Source organism: Actinacidiphila glaucinigra, assembly GCF_900188405.1.
GTDB classification, from domain to species: Bacteria; Actinomycetota; Actinomycetes; order Streptomycetales; family Streptomycetaceae; genus Actinacidiphila; species Actinacidiphila glaucinigra.
In genome coordinates, this window is record NZ_FZOF01000006.1 from 101,759 (window position 1) to 125,187 (window position 23,429).

Annotated in this window: 23 protein-coding genes; 8 read left to right on the top strand and 15 right to left on the bottom strand. The window is 73.4% G+C overall.

Annotated features, from left to right (window positions below; translation table 11 throughout):
- Positions 1–51 precede the first annotated feature (51 nt).
- The gene (locus tag CHF15_RS13965; RefSeq protein WP_089224086.1) at positions 52–1,242 is read left to right on the top strand and encodes an acyltransferase family protein; all 1,191 of its coding nucleotides are present in this window, start codon (positions 52–54) and stop codon (positions 1,240–1,242) included.
- 105 nt (positions 1,243–1,347) lie between these two features.
- Here the strand turns inward: CHF15_RS13965 and moeZ are convergent, their stop codons facing one another.
- The 12 genes from moeZ to CHF15_RS14020 form a co-directional block, all read right to left on the bottom strand.
- Positions 1,348–2,526, bottom strand: a complete 1,179-nt coding sequence (gene moeZ, locus CHF15_RS13970; protein ID WP_089224087.1) for an adenylyltransferase/sulfurtransferase MoeZ — start codon at positions 2,524–2,526, stop codon at positions 1,348–1,350.
- 105 nt (positions 2,527–2,631) lie between these two features.
- Positions 2,632–3,393, bottom strand: coding sequence for a spherulation-specific family 4 protein (locus tag CHF15_RS13975; RefSeq protein ID WP_089224088.1), 762 nt, complete (start codon positions 3,391–3,393; stop codon positions 2,632–2,634).
- Entirely contained in the window at positions 3,381–4,301 is a 921-nt protein-coding gene (locus CHF15_RS13980) for an NAD-dependent epimerase/dehydratase family protein (protein WP_089224089.1), read from the bottom strand. The genes CHF15_RS13975 and CHF15_RS13980 overlap by 13 nt, the downstream gene beginning before the upstream one ends.
- Positions 4,302–4,419: 118 nt before the next feature.
- Positions 4,420–5,463, bottom strand: a complete 1,044-nt coding sequence (locus tag CHF15_RS13985) for a hypothetical protein (RefSeq protein WP_089224090.1) — start codon at positions 5,461–5,463, stop codon at positions 4,420–4,422.
- Positions 5,460–7,124 carry a DUF3492 domain-containing protein gene (locus tag CHF15_RS13990; protein ID WP_089224091.1) on the bottom strand — a complete coding sequence of 555 codons (1,665 nt, stop codon included), beginning with the start codon at positions 7,122–7,124 and terminating at the stop codon, positions 5,460–5,462. Before CHF15_RS13990 ends, CHF15_RS13985 begins: the two co-directional genes overlap by 4 nt.
- Positions 7,125–7,531: 407 nt before the next feature.
- Entirely contained in the window at positions 7,532–9,151 is a 1,620-nt protein-coding gene (locus tag CHF15_RS13995) for a dipeptide ABC transporter ATP-binding protein (protein WP_089224092.1), read from the bottom strand.
- Positions 9,148–10,146, bottom strand: a complete 999-nt coding sequence (locus tag CHF15_RS14000) for an ABC transporter permease (protein ID WP_089224093.1) — start codon at positions 10,144–10,146, stop codon at positions 9,148–9,150. Before CHF15_RS14000 ends, CHF15_RS13995 begins: the two co-directional genes overlap by 4 nt.
- Entirely contained in the window at positions 10,143–11,135 is a 993-nt protein-coding gene (locus CHF15_RS14005; RefSeq protein WP_089224094.1) for an ABC transporter permease, read from the bottom strand. The genes CHF15_RS14000 and CHF15_RS14005 overlap by 4 nt, the downstream gene beginning before the upstream one ends.
- The gene (locus CHF15_RS14010) at positions 11,132–12,844 is read right to left on the bottom strand and encodes an ABC transporter substrate-binding protein (protein WP_089224095.1); all 1,713 of its coding nucleotides are present in this window, start codon (positions 12,842–12,844) and stop codon (positions 11,132–11,134) included. Before CHF15_RS14010 ends, CHF15_RS14005 begins: the two co-directional genes overlap by 4 nt.
- Positions 12,845–13,007: 163 nt before the next feature.
- Complete coding sequence (locus CHF15_RS46580; RefSeq protein ID WP_018561500.1) at positions 13,008–13,124, bottom strand: Ms4533A family Cys-rich leader peptide; 117 nt, start codon at positions 13,122–13,124, stop codon at positions 13,008–13,010.
- 40 nt (positions 13,125–13,164) lie between these two features.
- Positions 13,165–14,571 carry a DUF3152 domain-containing protein gene (locus CHF15_RS14015; RefSeq protein WP_089224096.1) on the bottom strand — a complete coding sequence of 469 codons (1,407 nt, stop codon included), beginning with the start codon at positions 14,569–14,571 and terminating at the stop codon, positions 13,165–13,167.
- Between the two features lie 4 nt (positions 14,572–14,575).
- A complete protein-coding gene (locus CHF15_RS14020) occupies positions 14,576–15,544 on the bottom strand; it encodes an alpha/beta fold hydrolase (protein ID WP_089224097.1) in 969 nt (322 codons plus the stop codon).
- A 191-nt stretch (positions 15,545–15,735) separates the two neighbouring features.
- Here CHF15_RS14020 and CHF15_RS14025 point away from each other — a divergent pair, with 191 nt between their 5' ends.
- From CHF15_RS14025 to CHF15_RS14040, 4 genes are all read left to right on the top strand, one after another.
- Positions 15,736–15,954, top strand: a complete 219-nt coding sequence (locus tag CHF15_RS14025; protein WP_202470921.1) for a hypothetical protein — start codon at positions 15,736–15,738, stop codon at positions 15,952–15,954.
- A 100-nt stretch (positions 15,955–16,054) separates the two neighbouring features.
- Positions 16,055–16,690 (top strand): TetR/AcrR family transcriptional regulator, encoded by a 636-nt coding sequence (locus tag CHF15_RS14030; RefSeq protein ID WP_089224098.1) that lies wholly within the window; start codon positions 16,055–16,057, stop codon positions 16,688–16,690.
- Positions 16,691–16,823: 133 nt separating this feature from the next.
- Complete coding sequence (locus CHF15_RS14035; protein ID WP_089224099.1) at positions 16,824–17,054, top strand: DUF3107 domain-containing protein; 231 nt, start codon at positions 16,824–16,826, stop codon at positions 17,052–17,054.
- A 131-nt stretch (positions 17,055–17,185) separates the two neighbouring features.
- Positions 17,186–17,461, top strand: a complete 276-nt coding sequence (locus CHF15_RS14040; protein WP_089224100.1) for a hypothetical protein — start codon at positions 17,186–17,188, stop codon at positions 17,459–17,461.
- 14 nt (positions 17,462–17,475) lie between these two features.
- Here CHF15_RS14040 and CHF15_RS14045 read toward each other — a convergent pair whose 3' ends face one another.
- On the bottom strand, positions 17,476–18,210 hold the full coding sequence (locus CHF15_RS14045) for a ferritin-like fold-containing protein (RefSeq protein WP_089224101.1): 735 nt from the start codon (positions 18,208–18,210) through the stop codon (positions 17,476–17,478).
- Between the two features lie 477 nt (positions 18,211–18,687).
- Between CHF15_RS14045 and CHF15_RS14055 the strand changes: the two genes are divergently transcribed.
- Together CHF15_RS14055 and CHF15_RS14060 are read left to right on the top strand one after the other, a co-directional pair.
- Positions 18,688–20,343 carry a DEAD/DEAH box helicase gene (locus tag CHF15_RS14055; RefSeq protein ID WP_089224103.1) on the top strand — a complete coding sequence of 552 codons (1,656 nt, stop codon included), beginning with the start codon at positions 18,688–18,690 and terminating at the stop codon, positions 20,341–20,343.
- A 131-nt stretch (positions 20,344–20,474) separates the two neighbouring features.
- Positions 20,475–21,374, top strand: coding sequence for an alpha/beta fold hydrolase (locus CHF15_RS14060; protein ID WP_089224104.1), 900 nt, complete (start codon positions 20,475–20,477; stop codon positions 21,372–21,374).
- Positions 21,375–21,381: 7 nt separating this feature from the next.
- Here the strand turns inward: CHF15_RS14060 and CHF15_RS14065 are convergent, their stop codons facing one another.
- Positions 21,382–22,290, bottom strand: a complete 909-nt coding sequence (locus CHF15_RS14065) for an NYN domain-containing protein (RefSeq protein ID WP_089224105.1) — start codon at positions 22,288–22,290, stop codon at positions 21,382–21,384.
- A 224-nt stretch (positions 22,291–22,514) separates the two neighbouring features.
- Here CHF15_RS14065 and CHF15_RS44855 point away from each other — a divergent pair, with 224 nt between their 5' ends.
- A complete protein-coding gene (locus CHF15_RS44855) occupies positions 22,515–22,664 on the top strand; it encodes a hypothetical protein (RefSeq protein WP_158689826.1) in 150 nt (49 codons plus the stop codon).
- 107 nt (positions 22,665–22,771) lie between these two features.
- On the opposite strand, the gene CHF15_RS14075 is transcribed toward CHF15_RS44855, so the two are convergent.
- Entirely contained in the window at positions 22,772–23,386 is a 615-nt protein-coding gene (locus CHF15_RS14075; protein WP_089224106.1) for a MarC family protein, read from the bottom strand.
- Positions 23,387–23,429: the final 43 nt, after the last annotated feature.

The window sequence follows — 23,429 nt, forward strand, 5'->3', positions numbered from 1 at the left end:
ACCGTGGGTGGCACAGGGTCGCCGACGCCGGAGAAAGGTCCCGCCGATCCCGTGGATGCCAGCCGTCCCGTCAGCGACACCCGCGAAGGCCACGCCCGGCCCGAGGTGCCGGGCCTCGAAGGGCTCCGCGGCCTGGCCGCCCTGTACGTGCTCCTGTTCCACTGCTGGCTCTACACGTTCCCCGGGTATCCCGACAGTTCGGCCCCCTGGTGGCTGGACGGGCTCATGTACGGGCGCCTGGCCGTCGTCTTCTTCCTGGTGCTGTCCGGGTTCTCCCTGGCCATCTCCCCGGCGCGGGACGGCTGGCGGCCGGGCGGTACCGCCCCTTTCCTGCGCCGCCGGGCCTGGCGCATCCTTCCCCCGTATTGGGCGGCGCTCGCGTTGAGCCTGGTCGTCGCCTGGTTCGTGGTGCCGGCCTCGCACTTCGGGCCGCCCACCGGCGCGACGGTCCTGGTGTACGGCCTCGTCGCCCAGGACGTGTTCACCGCGCCGACGCCGAACGGCACGTTCTGGTCGATCGCGGTGGAGGCGGAGCTCTACCTGCTCTTCCCGCTGCTCCTGCTCGTGCGGCGGCGGCTGGGCACGGTGGTGCTGGTCGCGGGCGTGACACTCCCGGTCGTCGCCCGCGGCCTGATGGCGCCGGGCGCGTCCCCGGTGGAGGGCGACAACTGGCTCACCCCGCATCTGGCCCCGGTGTTCGTCGCCGGACTGGTGGGCGCGGGGATCGTCGTCGCCCCGGCCCGGGTCCGGCGCCTGCCGTGGCACTGGTTCGCCGTGGCGGCCGCCGCGCCGGTCGCGGTGCTCGCCGCCGTCAAGGGCCCGGTCTGGACGGTGGACCACTACTTCTGGGTGGACCTCGCCGTCGCGCCGGCCATGACGATGCTGATCGCAGCGGTCGCCACGGGGCGACCGGCCCTCCTGCTGCGGCTGCTGACCGCGCGTCCCGTCCGGGGCCTGGGCAATGTGTCGTACAGCCTCTATCTGATCCATCTGCCGGTCGTCATGGCCGTCATCCGGCGCGTCGCCCCGCGGTTCGTCGCCCCCGGACTGCCCACGTTCTGGTTCACGCTCCTGGTGGCGCTGCCCGTCTCACTGCTGGGGGCGTGGCTGTTCGCCCGGGTCTTCGAGCTGCCCTTCAAACGGCACCGCTCGTGGAAGTCCCTTCCGGTGCCCCGCCGTTCCGTCGCCGCCGCCCCGGCGGCACGGCGTGAACCGGCCGGGGCCACGACGGCAGGTCCGTGACGTCCGGCCCGTGACATCCGGCCCGTGACATCCGGCCGATAGGGACGACGAAGGCCCACGGCGTCCGAACCGGTCGGACGCCGTGGGCCTTCGCTCTCCCGTCGGTCAGTAGACCGGCTTGTCCGGCTCGATCGTGTTGACCCAGCCGATGACGCCGCCGCCGACGTGGACCGCGTCGGCGAAGCCCGCGGACTTCAGCACGGCGAGCACCTCGGCGGAACGGACACCGGTCTTGCAGTGCAGGACGATCTTCTTGTCCTGCGGCAGGTCCTGCAGGGCGCTGCCCATGAGGAACTCGTTCTTGGGGATCAGACGGGCGCCCGGGATGGAGACGATCTCGTACTCGTTGGGCTCGCGGACGTCGATGATGTCGATGTTCTCGCCGTCGTCGATCCACTCCTTGAGCTGCTTCGGAGTGATCGTCGACCCCATCGCCGCCTCCTGCGCCTCCTCGGAGACGACACCGCAGAAGGCCTCGTAGTCGATGAGCTCGGTGACGGTCGGGTTCTCGCCGCAGACCGCGCAGTCCGGGTCCTTGCGGACCTTGACCTGGCGGTACTGCATCTCCAGGGCGTCGTAGATCATCAGCCGGCCGACCAGCGGCTCGCCGGTGCCGGTGAGGACCTTGATCGCCTCGGTGACCTGGATGGAGCCGATGGACGCGCACAGCACGCCCAGCACGCCGCCCTCGGCGCAGGAGGGGACCATGCCCGGCGGCGGGGGCTCGGGGTAGAGGCAGCGGTAGCAGGGGCCGTGCTCGGACCAGAAGACGGACGCCTGGCCGTCGAAGCGGTAGATGGAGCCCCAGACGTACGGCTTGTTCAGCAGCACGCACGCGTCGTTGACCAGGTAGCGGGTCGCGAAGTTGTCCGTGCCGTCGACGATCAGGTCGTACTGGCTGAAGATGTCCATCACGTTGTCGGCCTCGAGCCGCTCCTCGTGAAGGACCACGTTGACGTAGGGGTTGATGCCCTTGACGCTGTCGCGGGCGGACTCCGCCTTGGAGCGGCCGATGTCCGCCTGGCTGTGGATGATCTGGCGCTGCAGGTTGGACTCGTCGACCTCGTCGAACTCCACGATGCCGAGCGTGCCCACACCGGCGGCGGCCAGGTACATCAGGGCGGGCGAACCGAGACCGCCGGCGCCCACACAGAGCACCTTCGCGTTCTTCAGCCGCTTCTGCCCGTCCATCCCCACATCGGGGATGATCAGGTGGCGGGAGTACCTGCGGACCTCGTCGACGGTGAGCTCGGCGGCCGGCTCGACCAGGGGTGGCAGCGACACGGGGACTCCGTTTGTCGATCGATCACTACGGATGTTCTCCCCGTAACACTGCCACGCCCTTCTTCATTCCGAGACTGCCGTTCCGAAGGCCGAGACGGATTTTGGTCACATGCTGGGCGGCGGCTGACGGCGCAGCATGCGCGATGCCTCGTCCCAGTAACCCGGCAGGCCGTCCCAGGCAGCGTGGTCGGTGCGGTCGGTGAAGTAGACCGTCGCCGCGCCCTGCCAGCGGGCGATCCGCATGGCGTTCTCCAGGTGCGGTGCGGGGACGCCGTGCACCAGGTGGCAGAAGCGCTCCGGCGGGTACGCGGCCGTCCATTCCGGGGCCTCCGACCAGCGGTACTGCGTCCACGGCCCGGCGAAGGTCACCAGTTGGTCGGCGGCCTCGGCGTAGCCCTCGTACGGATGGCAGCCGTGGCCCAGCACGACGTGGCCGGTGCTGCCGCCCTCCACGCTCAGCAGCGCGCGCACGGTGGTGATCACCCGCCGGCAGTCGGCGAGCTCGGAACTCGTGGTCGGGGCACGGTCGAGGTAGAAGCCGTCGACCCGGTACCAGTCGAGGAAGCGGTGCGCGTCGGCGACCAGCTGCCCGAAGGGGCGCGCCCCGTGCCGGGTGTCCAGGTAGCCGAGCACGGGCACCGCCGCGTCGCGCAGCCGGGCGCACGCCTCGGTGTAGAGCGGGTCGATCCGGGCGCCGGGGCCGCGCGCCACATTGAGCACCACCCAGTGCATCGGGGCCTCCGGGCGGGCCAGTTCGGCCCATTCGCCCGGGGCGACCAGCGGGTGCGCGTACGCGGGGACCCCGAAGCCCAGTCCGTCACAGCGGTCGACCGGCCTGCGCAGGCCGCTCGGATTCACACGCGGCATGCCGCCTCCATCCAGACGTCGGCGAGGGATTCCTCGAGGGCGATGCGCGGACGCCACCCGAGTCGGTCGCGGGCGGTGCGGATGTCGGCCTGCTGCCAGACCCCGCAGCCGTCCGGGTAGTGGGCGTGGCCGCTGCCGTTCGCCATCAGGTGCGGGTCCTCCACCTCGTGGAGGGCGCCCGTGTAGCCCGCGGCGTTGGCCAGGGCCGCGGCGACCTCGCGCAGCGGTACGGACCGGCCCGTGCCGATGTTGACCAGGCCCTGGGCGGCGGAGAGCGAGGCCGCGTGCACGGCACGGGCCACGTCGCGCACATCCACGAAGTCCCGCTGCACGCCGAGGCCGGTCAGCTTCAGGTCGCCGTCGCCGGTCTGCATCGCCCGGCGCATCGCCTCCGCGAGCCGCCCGATCGGCGAGGCGGTGGACGTCCCCGGTCCGACCGGGGTGAAGACCCTCAGCACCACGGCGTCGAGCCCCGAGCCCAGGACGAGTTCCGTCCCGGCCAGCTTGCTGACCCCGTACGGGCCGCCCGGCCGGGGCACGGCGTCCTCTGCCGTCGAGGAACCGGTGGGCGAGGGCCCGTACTCCGCGGCGCAGCCCACCTGGACCAGCCGGGCCGAGGTGGCGCTGCGGCGCATCGCCTCGCACACGGAGGCGACCGCGATCGTGTTGTGCCGGGTGAGTTCGCGTGCCCCGCCGCGTGTGGCGCCCGCGCAGTTGACGACGACCCCGGGGTGGACGGCGTCCATGAAGCGCGCCAGCGCGCCGGGACTGCCGGACGACAGGTCGAAGCGCACGTCGGCGTCGTCGCTGCGGCCGAGCGCGGTCAGCTGCACGGCGGGGTCGGCCAGCAGCCGCTCGGCCACGTGGCGGCCGACGAATCCGTTGGCGCCCAGGAGGAGGACTCTCATAGCGAGCGCCTCCGCTGCGCGTGCCGTGGCCTGGGGTGCGGGTGGGTCATCGTGGGTTGCTCCTTGGCTTCTTCTTCGGAACGGTGGGGTGTGCCGGGCCGGACCGGCCGCCGCCCGCTCATCGCGGCGCCGCCGCGGCCGTGTACGCCGAGGCGCGCGAGAGCGTGGTCAGGGCGTGGGCCGCCAGCGCAAGGGCGGCGGCCCCGCAGGCCAGGGCGGGGACGGCGCCCGGCGGCAGGGGGAACCGGTCCAGCAGGGCGGCGGCGAGGGCCACGGCCTCGGTGGCGCAGGCGAGCCCGGTGCCGATGGCGGCGGGGTCCGGGTGGCCGTGCACCGCGAGCAGCCGGGCGGTGAACAGCAGCAGGGCGAGCGCGGCGGGACCGGCCAGCGCGGCGGGCGTGAGCGGGGCGCCGGCCACGGCGCGGGCCGCGCACAGCAGCGCGAGCGCACAGGCGAGGAAGAGCGCGAGCGTGCCCGCCAGCAGCGGCCGTACGGCGCCGCCGAACTCCTCCAGGGTGCGGCTGCGCAGCAGATGGCCCCGGGAACGCACCGCGAAGCGGTGGGCGCACCAGGCGGCCGGTGCGAGGGAGAGTGCCAGCGCGGTCAGCTCGGCGGCGTCCGCGGCGGGCAGCGCGCCCCCGGCGAGACCGTCCACGGCGCGCGGCCCGTACAGCCCGAAGACCACCAGCCAGCAGCTCCACACCGCCCCGCCCGGGCCCGTGCCGTAGGGCGCCCTCAACGGTCCGCGGCGCAGGGCGGCGAGGAGCGTCAGCAGCAGCAGCGGCACGGCCACGGCGACCACCGTGACCGACGGCAGCACGCGCAGCGCCCCGCTCGCGGCGGCGCAGACGGCGCCCGGGGCGAGGGTGAGCAGCAGCGCGGGGCGGTCGGCGGGCCGTCCCGCGGCGGACGGGGCGCCGGCGCGGGGCACCCGGGCGTACAGCTCCTCGGCGAGGGTGAAGACGTCGCGGTGCCGGAAGCCCGCCGCGACACGGTCGGTGACGCCCTGCGCCTCCAGCCCCGCCACGATCTCCAGCGGGTCCACGGCCTCGGCGCACAGCCGCTGGTGACGGTGCATCAGGGCCCGGACGGGGTCGGCGGGGCCGCGCTTGCGGGGGGCGCCCCTGCGGGCGCCGGTGCCGCTCTCCTGTACGTGGCTCATGCGCGCTCCCGCCTCTCGGCTCCGGCGTACGCGGGCTCGCGGGCGGCGAGCGCCCAGGCGGGCGCGGCCGTCCAGCGGCCGGGGACCCGGGACTCCGCGGGCCTGCCGAAGGGGACGGGGGTGCCGTCCGGGTCGCGCAGCGGGGCGTGGCGCCCGGGCGCGTGGGCGACCAGGTCGAGGTAGATCTCGCGGAACGCCGCCAGGTTCCGCTCGACGGTGAAGAGCTCCAGGGCGCGCTCGCGGGCGGCGGCACCGAGCCGCTGCCGGCGCTCGGGGTCGCGCAGCAGGGCGACGCAGGCCTCGGCGAGCGCCTTGGGGTTGCGCGGCGGCACGACCAGGCCGGTCCCGCCGATGACCTCCCGTACGGCGCCGGCCTCCGTCGACACGGTGGCCCGGCCGCAGAGCATGGCCTCGACCAGGGTGACCGGGAAGCCCTCGACGACGCTGGAGAGGACGACCACGTCGCCTGCCGCGTACGCGTCGGGCAGCGCCGGGGCGCCCGGCGAGCCGAGCTCCTCGAAGGTGACCGGGCTCTCCCCCGCGGTGACGGCGTCGGCCGCCTCGTCCGGGAAGAGCTGCGCCGCCAGGGAGCGGCACTGCTCCAGGTACGCGGGGTCGCCCTCGCCGGCGCGGACGACGCGCAGCCGCGCCCCGGGCTCCTCCTTGCGCACCTCCCCGAAGGCGTGCAGCAGCCCGATCAGGTCCTTGCCGCGGTCGGCCCGGCCGACCCAGACCAGCGTGGGGTCGCCGCCCTCGGCCTCGGCGGCCGGCTCGGGCAGGGGCCCCTGGTAGCCGGGGTAGACCGTGCGGACGCGCTCCCGGTCGGCGCCGCAGTGCTCCTGCCAGCGGCGCGCGTGGGCGTTGCCGGGGGTGACCAGGGCGGCCCTGCGGTAGGCCTCGCCCGCCAGGTGGCGGTGGAAGGCGGCGAGCAGGGCGCGTACGGGGGCGGACAGGCCCGCGGCGCGGTGCAGCAGCAGGGTCTCGCGCAGCCGCACGCCGTACTCGGTCACCAGCAGCGGCGTGCCGAAGAACCGTTTGGCCAGCAGCGCGGGCAGCAGCGCGGTGCCTCCTGTCACGGCGTGGCAGAGGTCGGCGGTGGCGAGGGCGTCGCCGAACTCGTCGTACCAGGGCGCGGAGAGCGGCCGCAGCACGCGCTCCACCTGGTCGGCGGCGAGCAGCAGGTCGCCCACCCCGGCCTGCGCGACCAGGGGTCGCGCGCCGGGCGCCCGGCACACCTCCTCCAGTACGCGCACCGCGTGCTCGGAGCGGAGCAGCGCCGGGATGCCGCCGTCCTCGCGGGCGAGTTCGGCGAGGCCGTAGAGCACGGAGGCGAAACGGTCCGCCACACCATTGGCCCCGGCGTCCCCGGCCAGCACCCCGACCAGGTCGCGGTACTGCTCCAGTGCCTGCGCCCGCCTGCGGCGCGCCTTGCCGGACACGGCCCCGGCCCCCGGCGCGGGCCCCCACAGCGGCAGCGCGCGCACGTCCCGCACCTGGGGCGGCAGCGCCACCATCCCGGCGGCCTCGGCCCGTTCGCTCCTGCCGAGCGCGTACACCGCGAACTCGTGCCCGGTGAGCCCGCGTACGAGCCGGTCGACCCAGGCACCCCCCTCACCCCGGGCGTACGGATAACCACCCTCCGCGAGTAATGCGATACGCACGTCTGCCCCCTCTCGGCACCGGTCTGTTCGGGCGCGATGACCGTATTCCGGCGAAGTGGGGGCACGGCGGACGGTTGTCCGCCGTGCCACCGAAAGGGGTGAAGAGACGTAACTTTCCCCACCGTTGTGCGTTGTGACCGAGTAGACGTTCGCCGGGGCAGTGCCCCGGGCCGGGCGGAGCGCGTTCCGCTCGCCCGGGGGGCACCGCGGGTGCCCGTCACCGTGACCGGCCAGGAAACGCGCCTGCTCGTGTCACGAGGAAGCCCCGGGGCGAGTGCCCCGGGGCTTCCGCTTGCGGTCGATCGCGCGCCGTCCGGCACGCGCCGCGGGATCCGGCTGAGGGAGCCCCGGCGGACGGCGGCGGCGCGAAGCGACCCGCCGGGTGCGAGCCCGGCGGGTCAGGCGGGTCAGCCGGTGGTCGCCAGGGCGCGCCGGCGGGCGGCGCGGCGGGCGGCGGACTCGTCCGGGTCGAGCACCGGGACCGCCGCCAGCAGCCCCTTGGTGTACTCGTGCTCCGGCGCCTCGTAGACCCGGCCCGCGGGCCCGTACTCCACGATCCGCCCCGCCCGCATCACCGCGACGTTGTCGCTGACCTGGCGCACCACGGCCAGGTCGTGGGCGATGAAGACCAGCGCGAGTCCCAGCTCCCGCTGCAGTTCGCCCAGCAGCCGGATGACCTGGGCCTGCGTCGTGACGTCGAGCGCCGACACCGGCTCGTCGCAGACGATCAGCCGCGGCTCGGGCGCCAGCGCCCGGGCGATGCCGACCCGCTGCCGCTGCCCGCCGCTGAACTCGTGCGGATAGCGGTGGTACCAGTCGGGGTCGAGCCCGACCCGCTCCAGCAGTTCCCGCACGCGGGCGACGATCGCGGCGTCGTCGAGCACGCCCGCCGTCCGCAGCGGGTCCGCGATGGACTCGCCGATGCTGCGCCGCGGGTTGAGCGAGGACACCGGGTCCTGGAAGACCATCTGCAGTCCCGGCGTGCCCGCGCCGGAGCGCGCGCCCGGGCGCCGCAGTTCGCCGCCGGTGGGCTCCAGGAGCCCGACGAGCATCCGCCCCAGGGTGGTCTTGCCGCTGCCGCTCTCCCCGACGACGCCGAGCGTCTCTCCCGCGCGCACGGTCAGCGAGACGCCGTCGACCGCCGCGACCCGGGTGCCTCGCCGACCGAACTCCCGCCGTACGCCGACGGCTTCGAGGAGGACCTCGCCCGTGGCGGCGCCGCGCGGCTCGGCCGTGCCCAGCCGCGGGACCGCGGCCACCAGGTCACGGGTGTACGGCTGGCGCGGCGCGCCCAGCACGGTGCCGACCGGTCCGCGCTCCACGGCGCGGCCGTCCTTCATCACCAGCACCTCGTCGACGCTCCCGGCCACCACGCCGAGGTCGTGGGTGACCAGCAGCAGGCCCATCCCGGTCTCCTGCCGCAGTTCGCCGAGCAGGTCGAGGATCTGCGCCTGGACGGTGACGTCGAGGGCCGTCGTCGGTTCGTCGGCGACGAGCAGCCGCGGCTCGCAGGCGAGCGCCATGGCGATGAGGGCCCGCTGGCGCATGCCGCCGCTGAACTCGTGCGGCCGGAAGCGGGCCCGCCTCGGTGCGTCGGCGATGCCGACCCGGTCGAGCACCTCGACCGCCCGCCCACGGGCCGCCCGCCGGGAGGCCTTGGGGTGGTGCACCCGGTACACCTCGGCGATCTGGTCGCCGATCGCGAAGTACGGGTCGAGCGAGGACAGCGGGTCCTGGAAGACCATCGCCGCCAGCCCGCCGCGCAGCCCGCGCAGTTCCCTCTCCCCCGCGGTGAGGACGTCGACGCCGGCCACCCGCACCGAGCCGCCGATCCGCGCGCCGCTGCCGCGGTGCAGTCCCAGCAGGGCGAAGGCGGTGGCGCTCTTGCCGCTGCCGGACTCGCCGACGACGCCCAGGGCACCGCCCTGCTCCACGGAGAAGGACAGCCCGTCCACGGCGCGGACGGTGCCCGTGCCGGTGGGGAAGTCGATCGTGAGGTCCTCGACCTCGATCAGCGGTGACGTCATGCCAGCACCACCCGTCGGTCGGCCACCGCGTACAGGACGTCCGCGACGGCGTTGGCGAGGACCACGAAGAATCCGGTGACCAGCACGAGCCCGACGACGACCGGCAGGTCCTCGGTCCTGACCGAGTCCACCAGGCTCTTGCCGAGCCCGGGGATGCCGAAGAGCGACTCGGTGAGCACCGCGCCGCCGAACATCGTCCCGAGGTCCAGTGCCGTCAGCGCGATGACCGGGGGCAGGGCGCCGCGCAGCGCGTGCCGTCCGATGACGGAACGCTCGCGGACGCCGTAGGCGCGGAAGGTGCGCACATGGTCCTCGGAGAGTGTGTCCAGCATCGAACTGCGGGTCAGCCGGGCGTACTTGGCGCTCTCCAGGATGGCCAGGGAGAGCCAGGGCAGCACCAGGTTCCAGGCCCACTGCTCGGGGTCCTCGGTCAGCGGGACGTAGGAGGGGAAGGGCAGCCAGCCCAGCACCGAGACGAAGAGCAGCATCAGCAGGATGCCGATGATGAAGACGGGCACGGCGTTGCCGGCGAGGGTGACCGCGGTCAGCAGCCGTTCGGTGATCCCGCCGTGGCGCAGCGCCGAGAGCACTCCGGTGCCGACGCCGATGACCAGCCACAGCGCCATCGCGCCGAGGGAGAGCGAGGCGGTGGCCGGCAGCCGCTGCGCGAGCAGGGAGGTGACCTGCTCGCCGTTCTGGTACGAGAAGCCCAGGCACGGGGCGCCGCAGTGCTCGGTGCCGACCCCGGTGCTGATGTCGGTACCGGCGAACAGGCCGTGCAGGAAGTGGGCGTACTGCGCGAGGGCCGGGTCGTCGAGGCCGAGCTGGGTGCGGACCTGGGCGACCTGGTCGGCGGTGCACTTGGGCCCGCAGGCCAGCCGGGCCGGGTCACCGGGCAGGACGTAGAAGAGCGCGTAGACCGCGATGCTCAGCACGAGGAGCACCAGCAGGGCGGCCAGCAGGCGGCGCAGCGCGAACCGGGTGAGCAGCGTCACGGCCGGGCCCCCTTCCGCCCGCGGGCCACGGCCCGCAGGCGGGTGCCCGCCCGCGGGTCGAGGGCGGTGCGCACGCCGTCGCCGAGCGCGGTGAACGCGAGGACGGTGACGAAGATCAGGCCGGCGGGCAGCAGCACGTACGTCGGATCGGCCTGGTACCAGGTGGTCGCGGAGGAGAGCATCTGTCCCCAGGAGGGCGTGGGCGGCTTGACGCCGATGCCGAGGAAGGACAGTCCCGCCTCGGAGGCGATGTTGGAGGGCACCAGCAGCGCGCTGTAGGTCACCACGGGCGCGGCCAGCGACGGCAGGAGTTCGCGGCGGGCGATCCGCCACCGGCCGGCGCCGCCGAGCCGGGCGGCGGCCACGTAGTCGAGGGACTTCAGGCTCAGGGTCTGGGCCCGGACGATGCGGGAGGTGCCGCCCCAGCCGAGCAGGCCGAGGACGAGGACCAGCAGCACCGGCCGCGGGAAGCCGGCGGGGACGATCGCCAGCAGGGCGATGGCGAAGACCAGGGTGGGCAGCGCCAGCATGACGTCGGTGGTCCGGCTGAGCAGGTTGTCCAGGAAGCGGTTGCCGAGTCCGGCGGCGAGGCCGACCGCGACCCCGAGGACGACCTGCACGACGGTGGCGGCGAGGCCGATGCCGAGCGAGATCCGCGCGCCGTACACGAGGCGGGCGAACAGGTCGCGCCCGGTGCCGGGTTCGACGCCGAGCCAGTGGTCGGCGCTCACACCGCCGAAGGAGCCGACCGGGACGCCGCCGAGGGCGGAGTCGACGGCGGAGGCGTGGTACGCGTCCGGGTCCTGGCCCTCCAGGGCCGCGAGCAGCGGGGCGGCGAGGGCCACCAGGACGAGCAGGACGATCACGGCGACGCCGGCGAGGGCCGCGCGCTGGGCGCGCAGCCGCCGCCAGAGCTGCCGGGCGCCCGGCGCGGCCTCGGGGGTGTCCGAGGCCGCGCCGGGCGCGGCGAGCACGTCGGAGGTGGTCACTTGACCGAGACCTGCGCGACGTCGAGCACTCCGGTCCAGTCGCTGATGACGACGTTCTTGACGTCCTTGCCGTACAGGCGCTTGTAGACGGGGTGCACCAGCGGCACGGTCAGCGCCTGCTCGCCGATCTTCTTGTCGAGGGCGCCCCAGCGGACGGCCGCGGCCTTGAGGTCGGTGAGCTTGTTGATCTCGTCGATCTCCTTGTTCACCGCCGGGTCGTCCAGCTGCGCGTTGTTGAAGTTGTAGCCGTCCTGGACGATCTGCCGGCCGTCGAAGATCGGGGCCAGGAAGGGGCCGCCGGACGGCCAGTCGGCGCCCCAGCCGGCGAGGAAGAAGCCCGGCTCGGTCTTGACGCCGTGGATCTTCTCGCTGTAGGCGCTGGACTCCAGGCCCTCCAGCTTGACGGTGATGCCGGCCTTCTTCAGGGCGTCCTGCAGGGCGGTGGCGACCTCGGGGCCCTGCTCGTCGCCGCCGCTGCTGTCGTGGGTCAGCGTGACGGTCAGGCCCTTCGGGTAACCGGCCTCCTTCAGCAGCTCCTTGGCCTTGGCGGCGTCGCCGCTCTTGCCGGCCGGGAACGCGTCGTACGGGGTGTAGCCGAAGGACTCCTGCGCGGGCAGGAAGGTGGTGGCGGGCTCGGCGAGGGAGGAGCCGCCGAGGGCGTTGACGACGGTGCTGCGGTCGACCGCGTAGGAGATGGCCTGGCGCACCTTGGGGTCGTCGAAGGGCTTCACCTTCGGGTTGAAGGAGATGTAGTCGGTGTAGCCGAAGTGGCCGGTGCCGACGCGGCCCGCGAGCTCCTTGTCGCCGGTGATCTTGGCGAGTTCGGCGGCGGTGAGGTTGGTGTCGGTGGTGACGGCGGCCGCGTCCTTGCCGGAGCCGGAGGACAGGCGCTGGTTGATCACGGCGGCGTCGAGGCCGGAGCGGACGTCGATGCGGTCCGGGTAGGCCTTGCGCTCCTCGTCGGTCTTCGCGTCCCAGTGGGTGTTGCGCTCCAGGACGAGGTGCTCGCCGTCGTTCTCGTTGGCGACGACCTTGTAGGGGCCGGAGGAGACCGGGTGGTTCTCGTACTTGGTGCCGGTGTCCTTCGCCTTCGGCACGGGGGCGAAGGAGGTCTGGGTGGCCAGGAGCGGGAAGTCGCCCTCGGGCTTGTTCAGGTGGAAGACGATGGTCTTCGCGTCCGGGGTCTCGATGGAGGCCAGGCCGCCCTTGTCCTTGTACGGGCCCTGGTACTCCTTGCCGCCGGTCAGCCAGTCGCGCAGGTAGGGGGCGCCACCGGACAGTTCGGCGGCGAAGGAGCGCTCGATGCCGTACTTGATGTCGGCCGTGGTGATCGCGCTGCCGTCTTCGTACTTCAGCCCGTCCTTGAGGTGGTACGTCCAGACGGTGGCGTCCTTGTTGGGCGTGCCGGTGTCGGTGGCCAGGTCGGGGACGACCTTCGAGCCGTCCGCGCCGTTCTCGCGGTTGCGGGTCGTCAGCGTGCGGAAGACCAGGCCGGGGACGTTGCCGCCGCCGGAGGTGTAGAGCCGCGCCGGGTCGAAGTCCTCCTGCGGGGACTGGTTGAGGACGTAGAGCGTGCCGCCCTTGGCGGGCTTGCCGCCGGCCGCCTTGGCCCCGCTGTCCTCCGGACCGCACGCGGCGGCGCCGCCGGTGATCGCCAGGACGACGGCGGCCGCTGCGAGGCGGCGGGGTGTGACGGACAGGTGAGACATCGAAGATCCCTTTCGCGGCTGCGAGATGGAGAGGAAGGCGGGGCTGGTGAGGACCCGCAGGCAGCGGCGACGGACCCCGCGAAGGGGACCGTGAAGGATCGTTCGAACGTCGAGACGCGCGCCCACGGGTCGGAGAGGACCGGGGCGAGGGGAGATGTGCCCTCTACGCGCCCGGCACCGTGGAACGGCGACACAGGATGTCGGCGACGCAGTGCCCGGCCACGCCGATGAGCGCCAGCTCGATGCTGGCGTCGGCGTCTGTGGCAGGGCTGTGCGGCATGCCGAAAACATTGAACGATTAATCGCCCGATGTCAAAAAGCTAGCCCCGGGGGTAGGGCCAGGCGTTGGGCTTGCAGGTCAGGCCTCCGTAGTTGAGGAACTTGGTCTGCTGCATCATGACCGGGGCGAGGGCGCCCTGCTTGGGGCAGAGCACATGGCCGTAGCCGAGCCGGTGCCCGACCTCGTGGTTGATCAGCATCTCGCGGTAGGCGAGCATCCGGTCCGGGCCGTAGGTCTCCGATCCCTGGGCCCAGCGGTACGCGTTGATCATCGTCCGCGGAGTCGACGCCGCGTCACATGACACATTGTCAACCGTCGTGTCCAGGCCGGACTTGGCGCACCAGACGGCCGTGGTTCCCGGACTGGCCAGGGTGATCACGATGTCGGCGGGGCCCGTTGAGACCCGCTCGAAGGTGCGGGCCCCGCCGTGGGCCCAACTCCGCTTGTCGTTCAGTGTCCTGTAGACCGCGTCCGCGAAGAGCCGGGCATTCAGCGGCAGGCCCTTCTCGACGTCCACCCGCACCCGCAGCAGCGTGCCCTTGCCGGGGGCCTTCTCGCGGCCGCTCACGGTCTGGAACTTCCCGGCCAGGCTCAGGTCCTGGTCGAGCGGGTAGGCCTTGGTCATCGCCTGGCCGTAGGTGAGCGGAGCGGCGACCGCGGAGGGTGAGGTCGAGGGGGTCGGCCGGCCCTGGGAGCGGGACGCGGCGTCGTCGGCGCCCCGGCTGCCGTCCGGCGCCGCACCGGCGGCGGACGAGTGACGCTTCTCACCCCCGGCGGCCATCTGGCCCGCCACGACGACGGCCAGCACGGTCACGACCGCCGCGGCCGCGGCGCCGCTGAGGGCGCGAGTCCTGACGGTCTTCTTGGGCTGTTCGGGTGGTTCCCCGCCTTCCCCGGCCTCCCCGGCGCCCTCCACGGGTGCCCCGGGTCCGGTGGCGGCGGATGAGGCGGAGGCCCGGGGGGCGTCGAAGGCCTCGACGAAGTCCTGCCGCGGGCCGGGGACGTTCCGGGCCCCCGCGCCGGACGCCCGGCGCTGGCGCGGGAAGCCGGATATTCGGGGCGCGGTGCGGACGCGCCCGTCGAGGGGGTCGTCGTCCTCCGGGTACTCGGTGCCGAGCGCGGTGTCCGCCAGCTCGGCGGGCCGGGTGCCGCGCGGCGTGCGCGGCGGGACCCAGGAACCGGCCCGGCCCCAGGCGGAGTGCTCCTGGTGCTCGGGGTGGGAGCGGCCCGGGGCGTCCTGGTGGCCGTGCCCGGGGTCGCCGGGCCGGAAGCCGTCCCGGCCGCCCGGCGCGGAACCACCGGGCGCCTGGCCCGGTCCGCCCGTACGGGGCGGGGTCGGCGCCGGGCCGGGACGCCGGCGGCGGCCGTTGCCCGAGGTGCCGCCGGCTATGCCCGGTACGTCGTCGCGGCGGCCGTCACGGCCGCCCGGTGCGCTGTGCCTGCCCATGAAGTCAGTGATCCGTCCGCGCGTCCGTGGCGTCCAGCAGTTCGCGGAAGGCCCGCTCCACCGCATCGGGGTGCTCCATCATCGCGACGTGCCCGCTGTCGGGGAGCGTCAGCAGCCGCGCGTCACGGAACGTCCGGGCGGCACGGTACGCCATCCGGGGGGAGATCAGCTTGTCCCGGCCGCCGTACACCAGCAGCGTCGGTGCGAGCACCCGCTCGGCCTGCCGCCACAGGTTGTGCTGGCCGCCGAGTGTGTAGGCGTCGACGATGCCGCGCGCCGAGCGGGTCAGCGCGTCCCAGAAGTACGGCAGTCTCAGCCGGCGCTCGTACTCCGTGGCGTGCTCGGCGAAGGACTCCTCGCTGACCTGCGACGGATCGCCGTAGCAGAGTTCCAGCAACTGCTTGGTGCGCCGCTCCGCGGACCAGTCTCGGGTCGCGCGGGTCACCACCGCGGTGGCGCCCGGCACCCCGAGGAGGGCGGTCGGCCACGCGCCGCGCCGGGGCGGCACCTCCGGCAGCGCCGGCGAGATCAGCGTCAGGGTGCGGACCAGGTCGGGCCGGGCCGCGGCGACCTTGGTGACGACGGCTCCGCCCAGCGAGTTGCCGAAGAGGTGCACGGGCCCGCGCCCGGAAGCCTCCAGCAGGCGCACGACGGCACGCGCGTGCCCCCCGATCGAGTAGTTGCCGTCGTCCGGCGGCGGCGAATGCCCGAAACCGGGCAGGTCCAGGGCCTCGCAGGTCACCCGGTCCGCCAGCAGCCGCATCAGCGCCGACCAGTTGGAGGAGGACCCGCCCAGGCCGTGAACGAAGAGCGCGGGCGGCAGCCCTCCGGCCTGCTCCGCCCGCGCTCGTACGGTCAGCGTCCGCCCTGGCAGGGCCACCGTCCGCACCGTCTCCCCGTCCCCGGCTCTGGCTCCCGAAGGCGGTACGGGCACGGCGGCGAGTGCGGCTTCGGAAGACTCCGTCGAGGACATGGGGCAATGTTACGAGGTGATCACGCGTGGGCTCGTGTGTTCGCACTCACACGCGTCGTGGGGATTTTCCGCCTCTCCCGTCACTCTGCACACCCCTTGCCTGTCTCCTACGCTCGCATAAGGGGAAAGAGGGGGACAGTGGGTAGCAGCGGGGGACGGCAGCGCACGACCAGAGGAATCGGGAGGTGCCCGTGTCCGACGACATCGAGACCTTCGACGACGACGTCATCGACGACCTGGAGGACGCCGAGGCCGACATCGAGGCCCCCGAGGCGGACATCGCCGAACAGCACCTCGAACTGCTGCAGCACCGCGATGTCCCGATCACCGAACGCCCTGACGACGCCGATCCGGCGGACGTGGCCGAGCAGCACAGGGTCGTGGAACTCGACGAGGACGACTATCGCTGAGTTCCACTTGGTGAGAATGTGCGTTCGCACAGCGCATGCCCCCGCTACCGAAAAGTACGATGGCACCCGCAGCGCAGAACGACATCACTTGGGAGGCGGCGTGACAGCCATCGAGCAGACTGAGGCGCGCCCTCGCGGCACACGCCTGCCGCGCCGGGCCCGGAGGAACCAGCTGCTGGGCGCGGCTCAGGAGGTGTTCGTCGCCCAGGGGTACCACGCCGCCGCGATGGACGACATCGCCGAGCGTGCGGGCGTCAGCAAGCCCGTGCTCTACCAGCACTTTCCCGGCAAGCTCGAGCTCTACCTGGCCCTGCTGGACCAGCACTGCGAGGCACTGCTGGACGCGGTGCGCACCGCACTGGCCTCCACCACCGACAACAAGCAGCGGGTGGCGGCGACCATGGACGCGTACTTCGCGTACGTGGAGGACGAGGGCGGCGCCTTCCGCCTGGTCTTCGAGTCCGACCTCACCAACGAGCCGGCCGTCCGCGAACGCGTCGACAAGGTCGCGCTGCAGTGCGCCGAGGCGATCAGCGAGGTCATCGCCGAGGACACGGGGCTGACCACCGAGCAGTCCATGCTGCTCGCCGTCGGCCTCGGCGGCGTCTCGCAGGTCGTGGCCCGCTACTGGCTCTCCAGCGGCAGCTCCATGCCCCGCGACACCGCGGTGCAGTTGCTGACCTCCCTGGCCTGGCGCGGCATCGCGGGCTTCCCGCTGCACGGCTCCGAGCACTGACGACGTCCCGTCGGGTGTTCGCTCTGGGCGTGCCCGTCCGCGGGTGTCCCGGTGCCGGGCGCGGCTAATGTGTCCTGCGTACGGCGCGATTTCCAACCGCGCACACCGCAGACCGTTCGGAGGGACAAAAGCCGTGGAGGTCAAGATCGGCGTGCAGCACGCGCCGCGCGAGATCATCATCGAGAGCGCGCAGACGGCCGAGGAGGTCGAGAAGGCCGTCTCCGAGGCGCTGACGGGCACCGGCAAGCTGCTCAGCCTCACCGACGAGCACGGCAAGCGCGTGCTCGTGCCGGCCGACCGGCTGGCCTACGTGGAGATCGGCGAGCCGGCGACGCGCCGGGTCGGCTTCGGCGCCCAGCTCTAGGTACAGCCTGGCCGCTCCCGTGACGGGAGGACGTACGGCGGGTCACCCCCGAATGGGGTGACCCGCCGTTTCGCCGTCCGGACCCGCGGGGTAGGACCCGTGCGACCGAAGTCTCCGGGAGGGGCCGCACGATGATGTGGGAAGCGCTCGCGTTCGCCGCCGTCGGACTGTCCGTCGCGTACGCCGCCACACGATTGCTCCCCCGCCGGCGCCTTCCCGCGGCGACGCTGGTGCTCGCCACGGGAGCCGTCGCCGCCGTGCTCGGCGGCCTCATCACCCGTACCGTCCTCGGTTCCGACCGGTTCCTGATCAACCTCGCCGTGTCGGTGGGGGTGGCCGCCGTCCTGCTCTCGCTGCTGGTGCGCCCACCGCGGAGCACCCGCCGGTCCTCGCCGCGCACGGCCTGAGCCGCGCGGTCCGCTCAGGCGGACAGGCCCAGCGCCGCCATCCGCTTGGTGTGGGCCTCGGTGATCCGGGTGAACATCCGGCCGACCTCCGCGAGGTCGAAGCCGTCGGCGACCCCGCCGACCAGCATCGTGCTGAGCGCGTCCCGGTCCGCCACGACCCGCTGCGCCTGCGACAGCGCCTCGCCCATCAGCCGGCGCGCCCACAGCGCGAGCCGCCCGCCGACCCGGGGCTCGGCCTCGATGGCGGAGCGCACCTTCTCCACCGCGAAGGAGGCGTGCCCGGTGTCGTCCAGCACCGCCAGCACCAGTTCGCGGGTGTCGGTGTCGAGCCGGGCGGCGACCTCGCGGTAGAAGTCGGACGCGATGGAGTCGCCGACGTACGCCTTGACCAGGCCCTCCAGCCAGTCCGACGGAGCGGTCTGGCGGTGGAACTCGTCGAGTGCGGCGGCGAAGGGCTCCATCGCCGCGGTCGGGTCCGCCTCGATGGTGGTGAGCCGCGCGCGGAGCTGCTCGAAGTGGTGGAACTCGGCGGACGCCATCGCCGCGAGCTCCGCCTTGTCCTCCAGGGACGGCGCGAGCTTCGCGTCCTCCGCGAGCCGCTCGAAGGCGGCCAGCTCGCCGTACGCGAGTGCCCCGAGCAGGTCCACGACCGCCGCGCGGTACTGCGGCTCCGCGGAGGCCGCGGCCCAGTCCTTGGCGGCGATGGTCGTCTCGGCGGGGGTGTCGGCGGGGGTGTCAGGCGTCTCCATGCTGCGCACAATAGCCAACCCCACCAGTGCGGCAACCATCCCGTGCGGCCCGCCGCGCGGGAGCCGCGGCGTGACCTGTCCCACGTACCGGAAAATCCATCCTCCGCGGGTGCGTGATTCCGGGGTACAGTGATATGGACCCGCCAGGTGACCCGGCGGGTCGCGCATGAATGGATGCCCGGTCGGTGGCCCGATCGGCTCCTACCGACCGCCCTCCCCACGTGGGGAGGGGACAGCTTCGCGGCGCGCACGAGGGCAGTGGTCCCGCGCACCTCGGCCATCAACGGCCGGACGACACTCCGCGGTCAGCGCAGTTCCTTGCGCCCGACCCTCCCCGGAAACCGCTCGGCGCCGCGTCCCAATAGAAGAGGCAGCATCCTGACCACCACCACGACTTTCCGCGATCTGGGGATCCTCCCCGAGACCGCCGAGGCCCTCGAGGCCGTCGGCATCATCACTCCCTTCCCGATCCAGGAGATGACGCTTCCCGTCGCCCTCGCGGGCAACGACGTCATCGGCCAGGCCAAGACCGGCACCGGCAAGACCCTGGGCTTCGGCCTCCCGCTCCTGGAGCGGGTCGTCGTCCCGGTCGACGTCGAGGCCGGGCGTGCCAGGCCCGAGGACCTCGTCGACGGGCCGCAGGCCCTGATCATCGTCCCCACCCGTGAGCTGTGCACGCAGGTCAGCAACGACCTGCTGACCGCGGGCAAGGTGCGCAACGTCCGCGTTCTGGCGATCTACGGCGGCCGCGCGTACGAGCCCCAGGTCGAGGCCCTGAAGAAGGGCGTCGACGTGGTCGTCGGCACCCCGGGCCGGCTGCTCGACCTCGCGGGCCAGAAGAAGCTCAACCTGCGCAACGTCCGCGCGCTCGTCCTCGACGAGGCCGACGAGATGCTCGACCTGGGCTTCCTGCCCGACGTCGAGAAGATCATCGAGATGCTGCCCGCCAAGCGGCAGACGATGCTGTTCTCCGCGACGATGCCGGGCGCCGTCATCGGCCTCGCCCGCCGCTACATGTCGCAGCCCACGCACATCCGGGCCACCTCGCCGGACGACGAGGGCGCGACCGTCGCCAACATCACCCAGCACATCTTCCGCGCCCACTCGCTGGACAAGCCGGAGCTCGTCTCCCGGGTGCTGCAGGCCGACGGCCGCGGCCTGGCGATGATCTTCTGCCGCACCAAGCGCACGGCCGCCGACCTCGCGGAGCAGCTGGAGCAGCGCGGCTTCGCCTCCGGCGCCGTCCACGGCGACCTCGGCCAGGGTGCCCGCGAGCAGGCGCTGCGCGCCTTCCGCAACGGCAAGGTCGACGTCCTGGTCTGCACCGACGTCGCCGCCCGCGGCATCGACGTCGAGGGCGTCACGCACGTGATCAACTACCAGACGCCGGAGGACGAGAAGACCTACCTCCACCGCATCGGCCGCACCGGCCGCGCGGGTGCGTCCGGCACGGCGATCACGCTGGTCGACTGGGACGACATCCCGCGCTGGCAGCTGATCAACAAGGCGCTGGACCTGCCGTTCAACGAGCCGGAGGAGACCTACTCCACCTCGGCCCACCTGTACGAGCTGCTCGGCATCCCCGAGGGCACCAAGGGCGTGCTGCCGCGTGCGGAGCGCACCCGTGCCGGACTGGACGCCGAGGAGATCGAGGACCTCGGCGAGACCGGCGGCCGCGGCCGTGGCCGTGGCGGCCGCAAGTCCGGCCCCGCCGCCTCCGCCGAGGCGGAGGAGCGTCCGGCACGTACCCGTACGCCGCGCCAGCGCCGCCGCACCCGCGGCGGGCAGTCGGTCGGCGAGGCGCCCGCCGGGGCGGAGGCGGCCGTGGAGACCGCCGAGGCTCCGGCGACCGAGGCCGCGGCCCCGCGCCGTCGCCGCCGCACCCGTGCGGGGGCCGCGGGTACCGCGGGCACCGAGACCGTCGCGGACGCCCCGGTGGCCGAGGAGGTCCCGGCCCCGCGCCGCCGCCGCACCCGGTCCGCCGCCACCACCGCCACCGGCGCCGAGGCTCCGGCCGCTTCCGAGGCCCCGGCCCCGGAAGCCGCACCCGCCGAGGGCGAGGGCGCGGCCAAGACCGTCCGCCGCCGTCGCCGCACGCGGGCGGCCAAGCCGGCCGACGAGGCCACCGGCTGACGTCACACCCGTACCGCCGACGGCCGGGCGCCCCTGACGGGGGTGCCCGGCCGTCGGCGTTCCGTCTGCGCGGCGCCCGGGGTTGGGGATCGCGTCGTGTGAGGGCAACCCGGCCCGGCTAGCCTCGCCCCATGAGCCGACCGCCCTTCCTGACGCTGCCCGAGAACGCCACCGCGTACCCCCTGGAGACGGCCCGCGGCGTCTTCGCCGTGCTGGACGCCCTCCCGCCGGCCGGCACGCCGCGGCGCGGCACCGCTCTGCTGGTGCCCGGGTTCACCGGCAGCAAGGAGGACTTCCTCGCGCTGCTGGAACCGCTGGCGGCCGCCGGCTACCGCACGGTCGCCGTGGACGGCCGGGGCCAGCACCAGTCGCCCGGCCCGCGGGACGAGGCGGCGTACGCGCAAGGAGAACTGGCCGCCGACGTGGTCGCGCAGACCGCCGCGCTGGCCACCGCGGCCGGCGAGCCGGTGCATCTGCTGGGGCACTCGATGGGCGGCCTGGTCGTCCGCGCCGCCGTCCTGGCCGCGCACGACGAGGGCGCCGCCCTGCCCTGGGCGTCCCTGACCCTCATGAGCTCCGGCCCGGCCGCCATCGAAGCGGCGCAGCAGGCCCGTACGAAGCTGCTGGTGGAGGCCCTGTCGGCGATGGACATGGAGAGCGTGTGGCACGCGATGCGCGAGCTGGACGCCGAGGACCTCGAGGGCACGGCGAACGCCGCGGGCCCGGTCGAGGAGTTCCTGCACCGCCGCTGGCTGGCGACGGTGCCCGAGCAGCTGATCGTCACCGGCCGGCAGCTGATCGACGAGCCGGACCGGGTGGCGGAGCTAGCGGCGGTGCCGCTGCCGAAGCTGGTGCTCTCGGGCGCGGTGGACTACGCGTGGCCCGTCCCGTGGCTGGACGCGATGGCCGAGCGCCTCGGGGCGCGCCGGGTGGTCGTCGAGGGGGCCGAGCACTCCCCCAACGCCGAGCGGCCGGCCCCCACCGCGCGGGCCCTCGCCGACTTCTGGGACGGCGCCGGACCCGGGGCCTGAGCCCGGTCTACAGGCGCGCCTGGAGGTGCTCCCAGAAGCCGTCGCGCAGCACGCGCCGCAGGTCGGCGTGGCCGCGCAGCGAGATGTTGAGCATGCCCTCGGCCTCGACGAGGAGTTCCTGGTCGAAGGCCGGCGGCAGGTACGGGTGGCCTGGCAGCAGCTCGGCCAGGGAGTCGCGGCCGCGGGTCGCCAGCCACTGCGAGGCGACCCGGGCCCCGACGAAGTGCACGTCCTCGCGGCTCGGGATGGGACCGGTGGGGATCGGTGCGTCGCCGTAGACGGGGGTCGTGCGCCGGGTGATGTACGACTTGCAGAAGTCCAGGTCGAGGGTGCGCAGGCTGTCGACCTCCCACAGCAGCGGGTCGGCCTGGTTGCGGCCGTCGGCGGCCTCGATGCCCCACAGGTGGACGCGGGCGCCGTAGCCCTGGGCGGCCTCGACCGCGGACACCAGGTCCTCGTCGCCGCCGATGAGGACGGCGTCGCTGATGGCGCGGTGCCGGGCCAGTGACTCCAGGTCGCTGCGGATCAGGGAGTCGACGCCCTTCTGCTGGCGGCTGGCGTTGAGGTTGCCGAGCCGGACCTTGACGTCGGGGAGCTCGGCGATGCGTTCCTGTTCCGCGGTGTGGATGCGGCGGCGGGCCCCGTCGTACCAGTAGACCCGCAGCAGGCGGCTGTCGGCGAAGAGGGTGCGGGCCCGGTCGATGAAGGCCTCGATGATGCCCTCGGCGTCGAGTTCGAAGGCCCTTCGGTCCTCGGTGCCGGCGACGAGGCGACCGGCCGCGGCGTACACGTACCCGGCGTCGACGAACACGGCGTGGGTCGCCGGGGTCGTGGCGACCTCGGCGAGCACCCGCTGCAGGAGCTCGTTCGTGCGCTCGATGCCGGCGGCGATGGCGGAAAGGGCGTCGTCGTTCATAGAGATCACATTGTCCGGCGCTTCCGTCCGCACACACAACCGGAACCAGGACCGCCGGTACCGGTGGCTACCCGCCAGTAGATGCGTGGGAAAAATTTTCTTTAGGACAGGGAAGGTTTTCGTCGGGGCAACTGTTGTTGGTACATGAATGACCCCGGCAGGTAACGGCTGCGAAGCAGCCCCGTACTCCAATGGAGGAGTGCCCGGACGCGAAGGGAGAAGCCGTGAACACCATGCGCTTCGAGATCATGCGCCTCAACGACCAGGACGGCCGTGCCGTCGACTGCACGGTCGTGGACGCCGCCTCCGTCGACCAGATCGTCCAGCAGGCCGCCGCGATCGGCCAGCGCATCTACATCCGCCCCGCCCAGTAAGGCTCCGTCACCCCGGCGCGGCCGCACGGCCGTACGCCATGAACGCGAAGGGCCCCGTACACCACGGTACGGGGCCCTTGTCGCGTCCGGATTCCGCCGACGGGCCGTCAGCCCTCGCCGCGGATGAAGCCGAAGACCCCGTTGGCGACCTGCTGCACCGCGATCGCCGAGAGCAGCATGCCGGAGAGCCGGGTGACCAGCACCACGCCGCCGTCCTTGATCAGACGGATGATCACCAGCGAGTAACGCATCGTCAGCCAGAGCACCACGTGCATCGCGGCGATGGCGATCCACACCGACAGCTGCTGCCCGAGACCGTGCGCGCGCTGCACCGCGAGGATCACCGTGACGATCGCTCCCGGTCCGGCGAGCAGGGGCATGCCCAGCGGCACCAGCGCGACGTTGACGTCCTTGGTCTGGGTGGGCTCGTCCGCCTTGCCGGTGAGCAGGTCGAGGGCGATGAGCAGCAGGAGCAGGCCGCCGGCGATCATCAGGGCCGGCACCGAGACGTGCAGGTAGTCGAGGATCTGCTGGCCGCAGATGCCGAAGACGGTGATGACGCCCAGCGCGACGGCGGCGGCCTGCCAGGCCATGCGGCGCTGGACCTTGGCCGCGCGGCCGGAGGTGAGGGCGAGGAAGATCGGGGTGATCCCGGGCGGGTCCATGATCACGAAGAGTGTGACGAAGACCGAGCCGAACAGGGTGAGGGAGAAGAGATCCATGGGCCTAGCGGTGGTGCGGTTACAGGGGCAGGGGGAAAAGGTC

What these genes read in the sequence shown, in the direction of transcription:
- CHF15_RS13980 (WP_089224089.1), bottom strand. Translation starts at nt 4,301, where the DNA reads ATGAGAGTCCTCCTCCTGGGCGCCAACGGATTCGTCGGCCGCCACGTG.
- CHF15_RS14015 (WP_089224096.1), bottom strand. Translation starts at nt 14,571, where the DNA reads ATGGGCAGGCACAGCGCACCGGGCGGCCGTGACGGCCGCCGCGACGAC.
- CHF15_RS46580 (WP_018561500.1), bottom strand. Translation starts at nt 13,124, where the DNA reads ATGCCGCACAGCCCTGCCACAGACGCCGACGCCAGCATCGAGCTGGCG.
- CHF15_RS14075 (WP_089224106.1), bottom strand. Translation starts at nt 23,386, where the DNA reads ATGGATCTCTTCTCCCTCACCCTGTTCGGCTCGGTCTTCGTCACACTC.
- CHF15_RS14040 (WP_089224100.1), top strand. Translation starts at nt 17,186, where the DNA reads ATGATGTGGGAAGCGCTCGCGTTCGCCGCCGTCGGACTGTCCGTCGCG.
- CHF15_RS14045 (WP_089224101.1), bottom strand. Translation starts at nt 18,210, where the DNA reads ATGGAGACGCCTGACACCCCCGCCGACACCCCCGCCGAGACGACCATC.
- CHF15_RS14055 (WP_089224103.1), top strand. Translation starts at nt 18,688, where the DNA reads ATGACGCTTCCCGTCGCCCTCGCGGGCAACGACGTCATCGGCCAGGCC.
- CHF15_RS13985 (WP_089224090.1), bottom strand. Translation starts at nt 5,463, where the DNA reads ATGAGCCACGTACAGGAGAGCGGCACCGGCGCCCGCAGGGGCGCCCCC.
- CHF15_RS14020 (WP_089224097.1), bottom strand. Translation starts at nt 15,544, where the DNA reads ATGTCCTCGACGGAGTCTTCCGAAGCCGCACTCGCCGCCGTGCCCGTA.
- CHF15_RS14060 (WP_089224104.1), top strand. Translation starts at nt 20,475, where the DNA reads ATGAGCCGACCGCCCTTCCTGACGCTGCCCGAGAACGCCACCGCGTAC.
- CHF15_RS13975 (WP_089224088.1), bottom strand. Translation starts at nt 3,393, where the DNA reads ATGCCGCGTGTGAATCCGAGCGGCCTGCGCAGGCCGGTCGACCGCTGT.
- CHF15_RS13995 (WP_089224092.1), bottom strand. Translation starts at nt 9,151, where the DNA reads ATGACGTCACCGCTGATCGAGGTCGAGGACCTCACGATCGACTTCCCC.
- CHF15_RS14010 (WP_089224095.1), bottom strand. Translation starts at nt 12,844, where the DNA reads ATGTCTCACCTGTCCGTCACACCCCGCCGCCTCGCAGCGGCCGCCGTC.
- CHF15_RS14065 (WP_089224105.1), bottom strand. Translation starts at nt 22,290, where the DNA reads ATGAACGACGACGCCCTTTCCGCCATCGCCGCCGGCATCGAGCGCACG.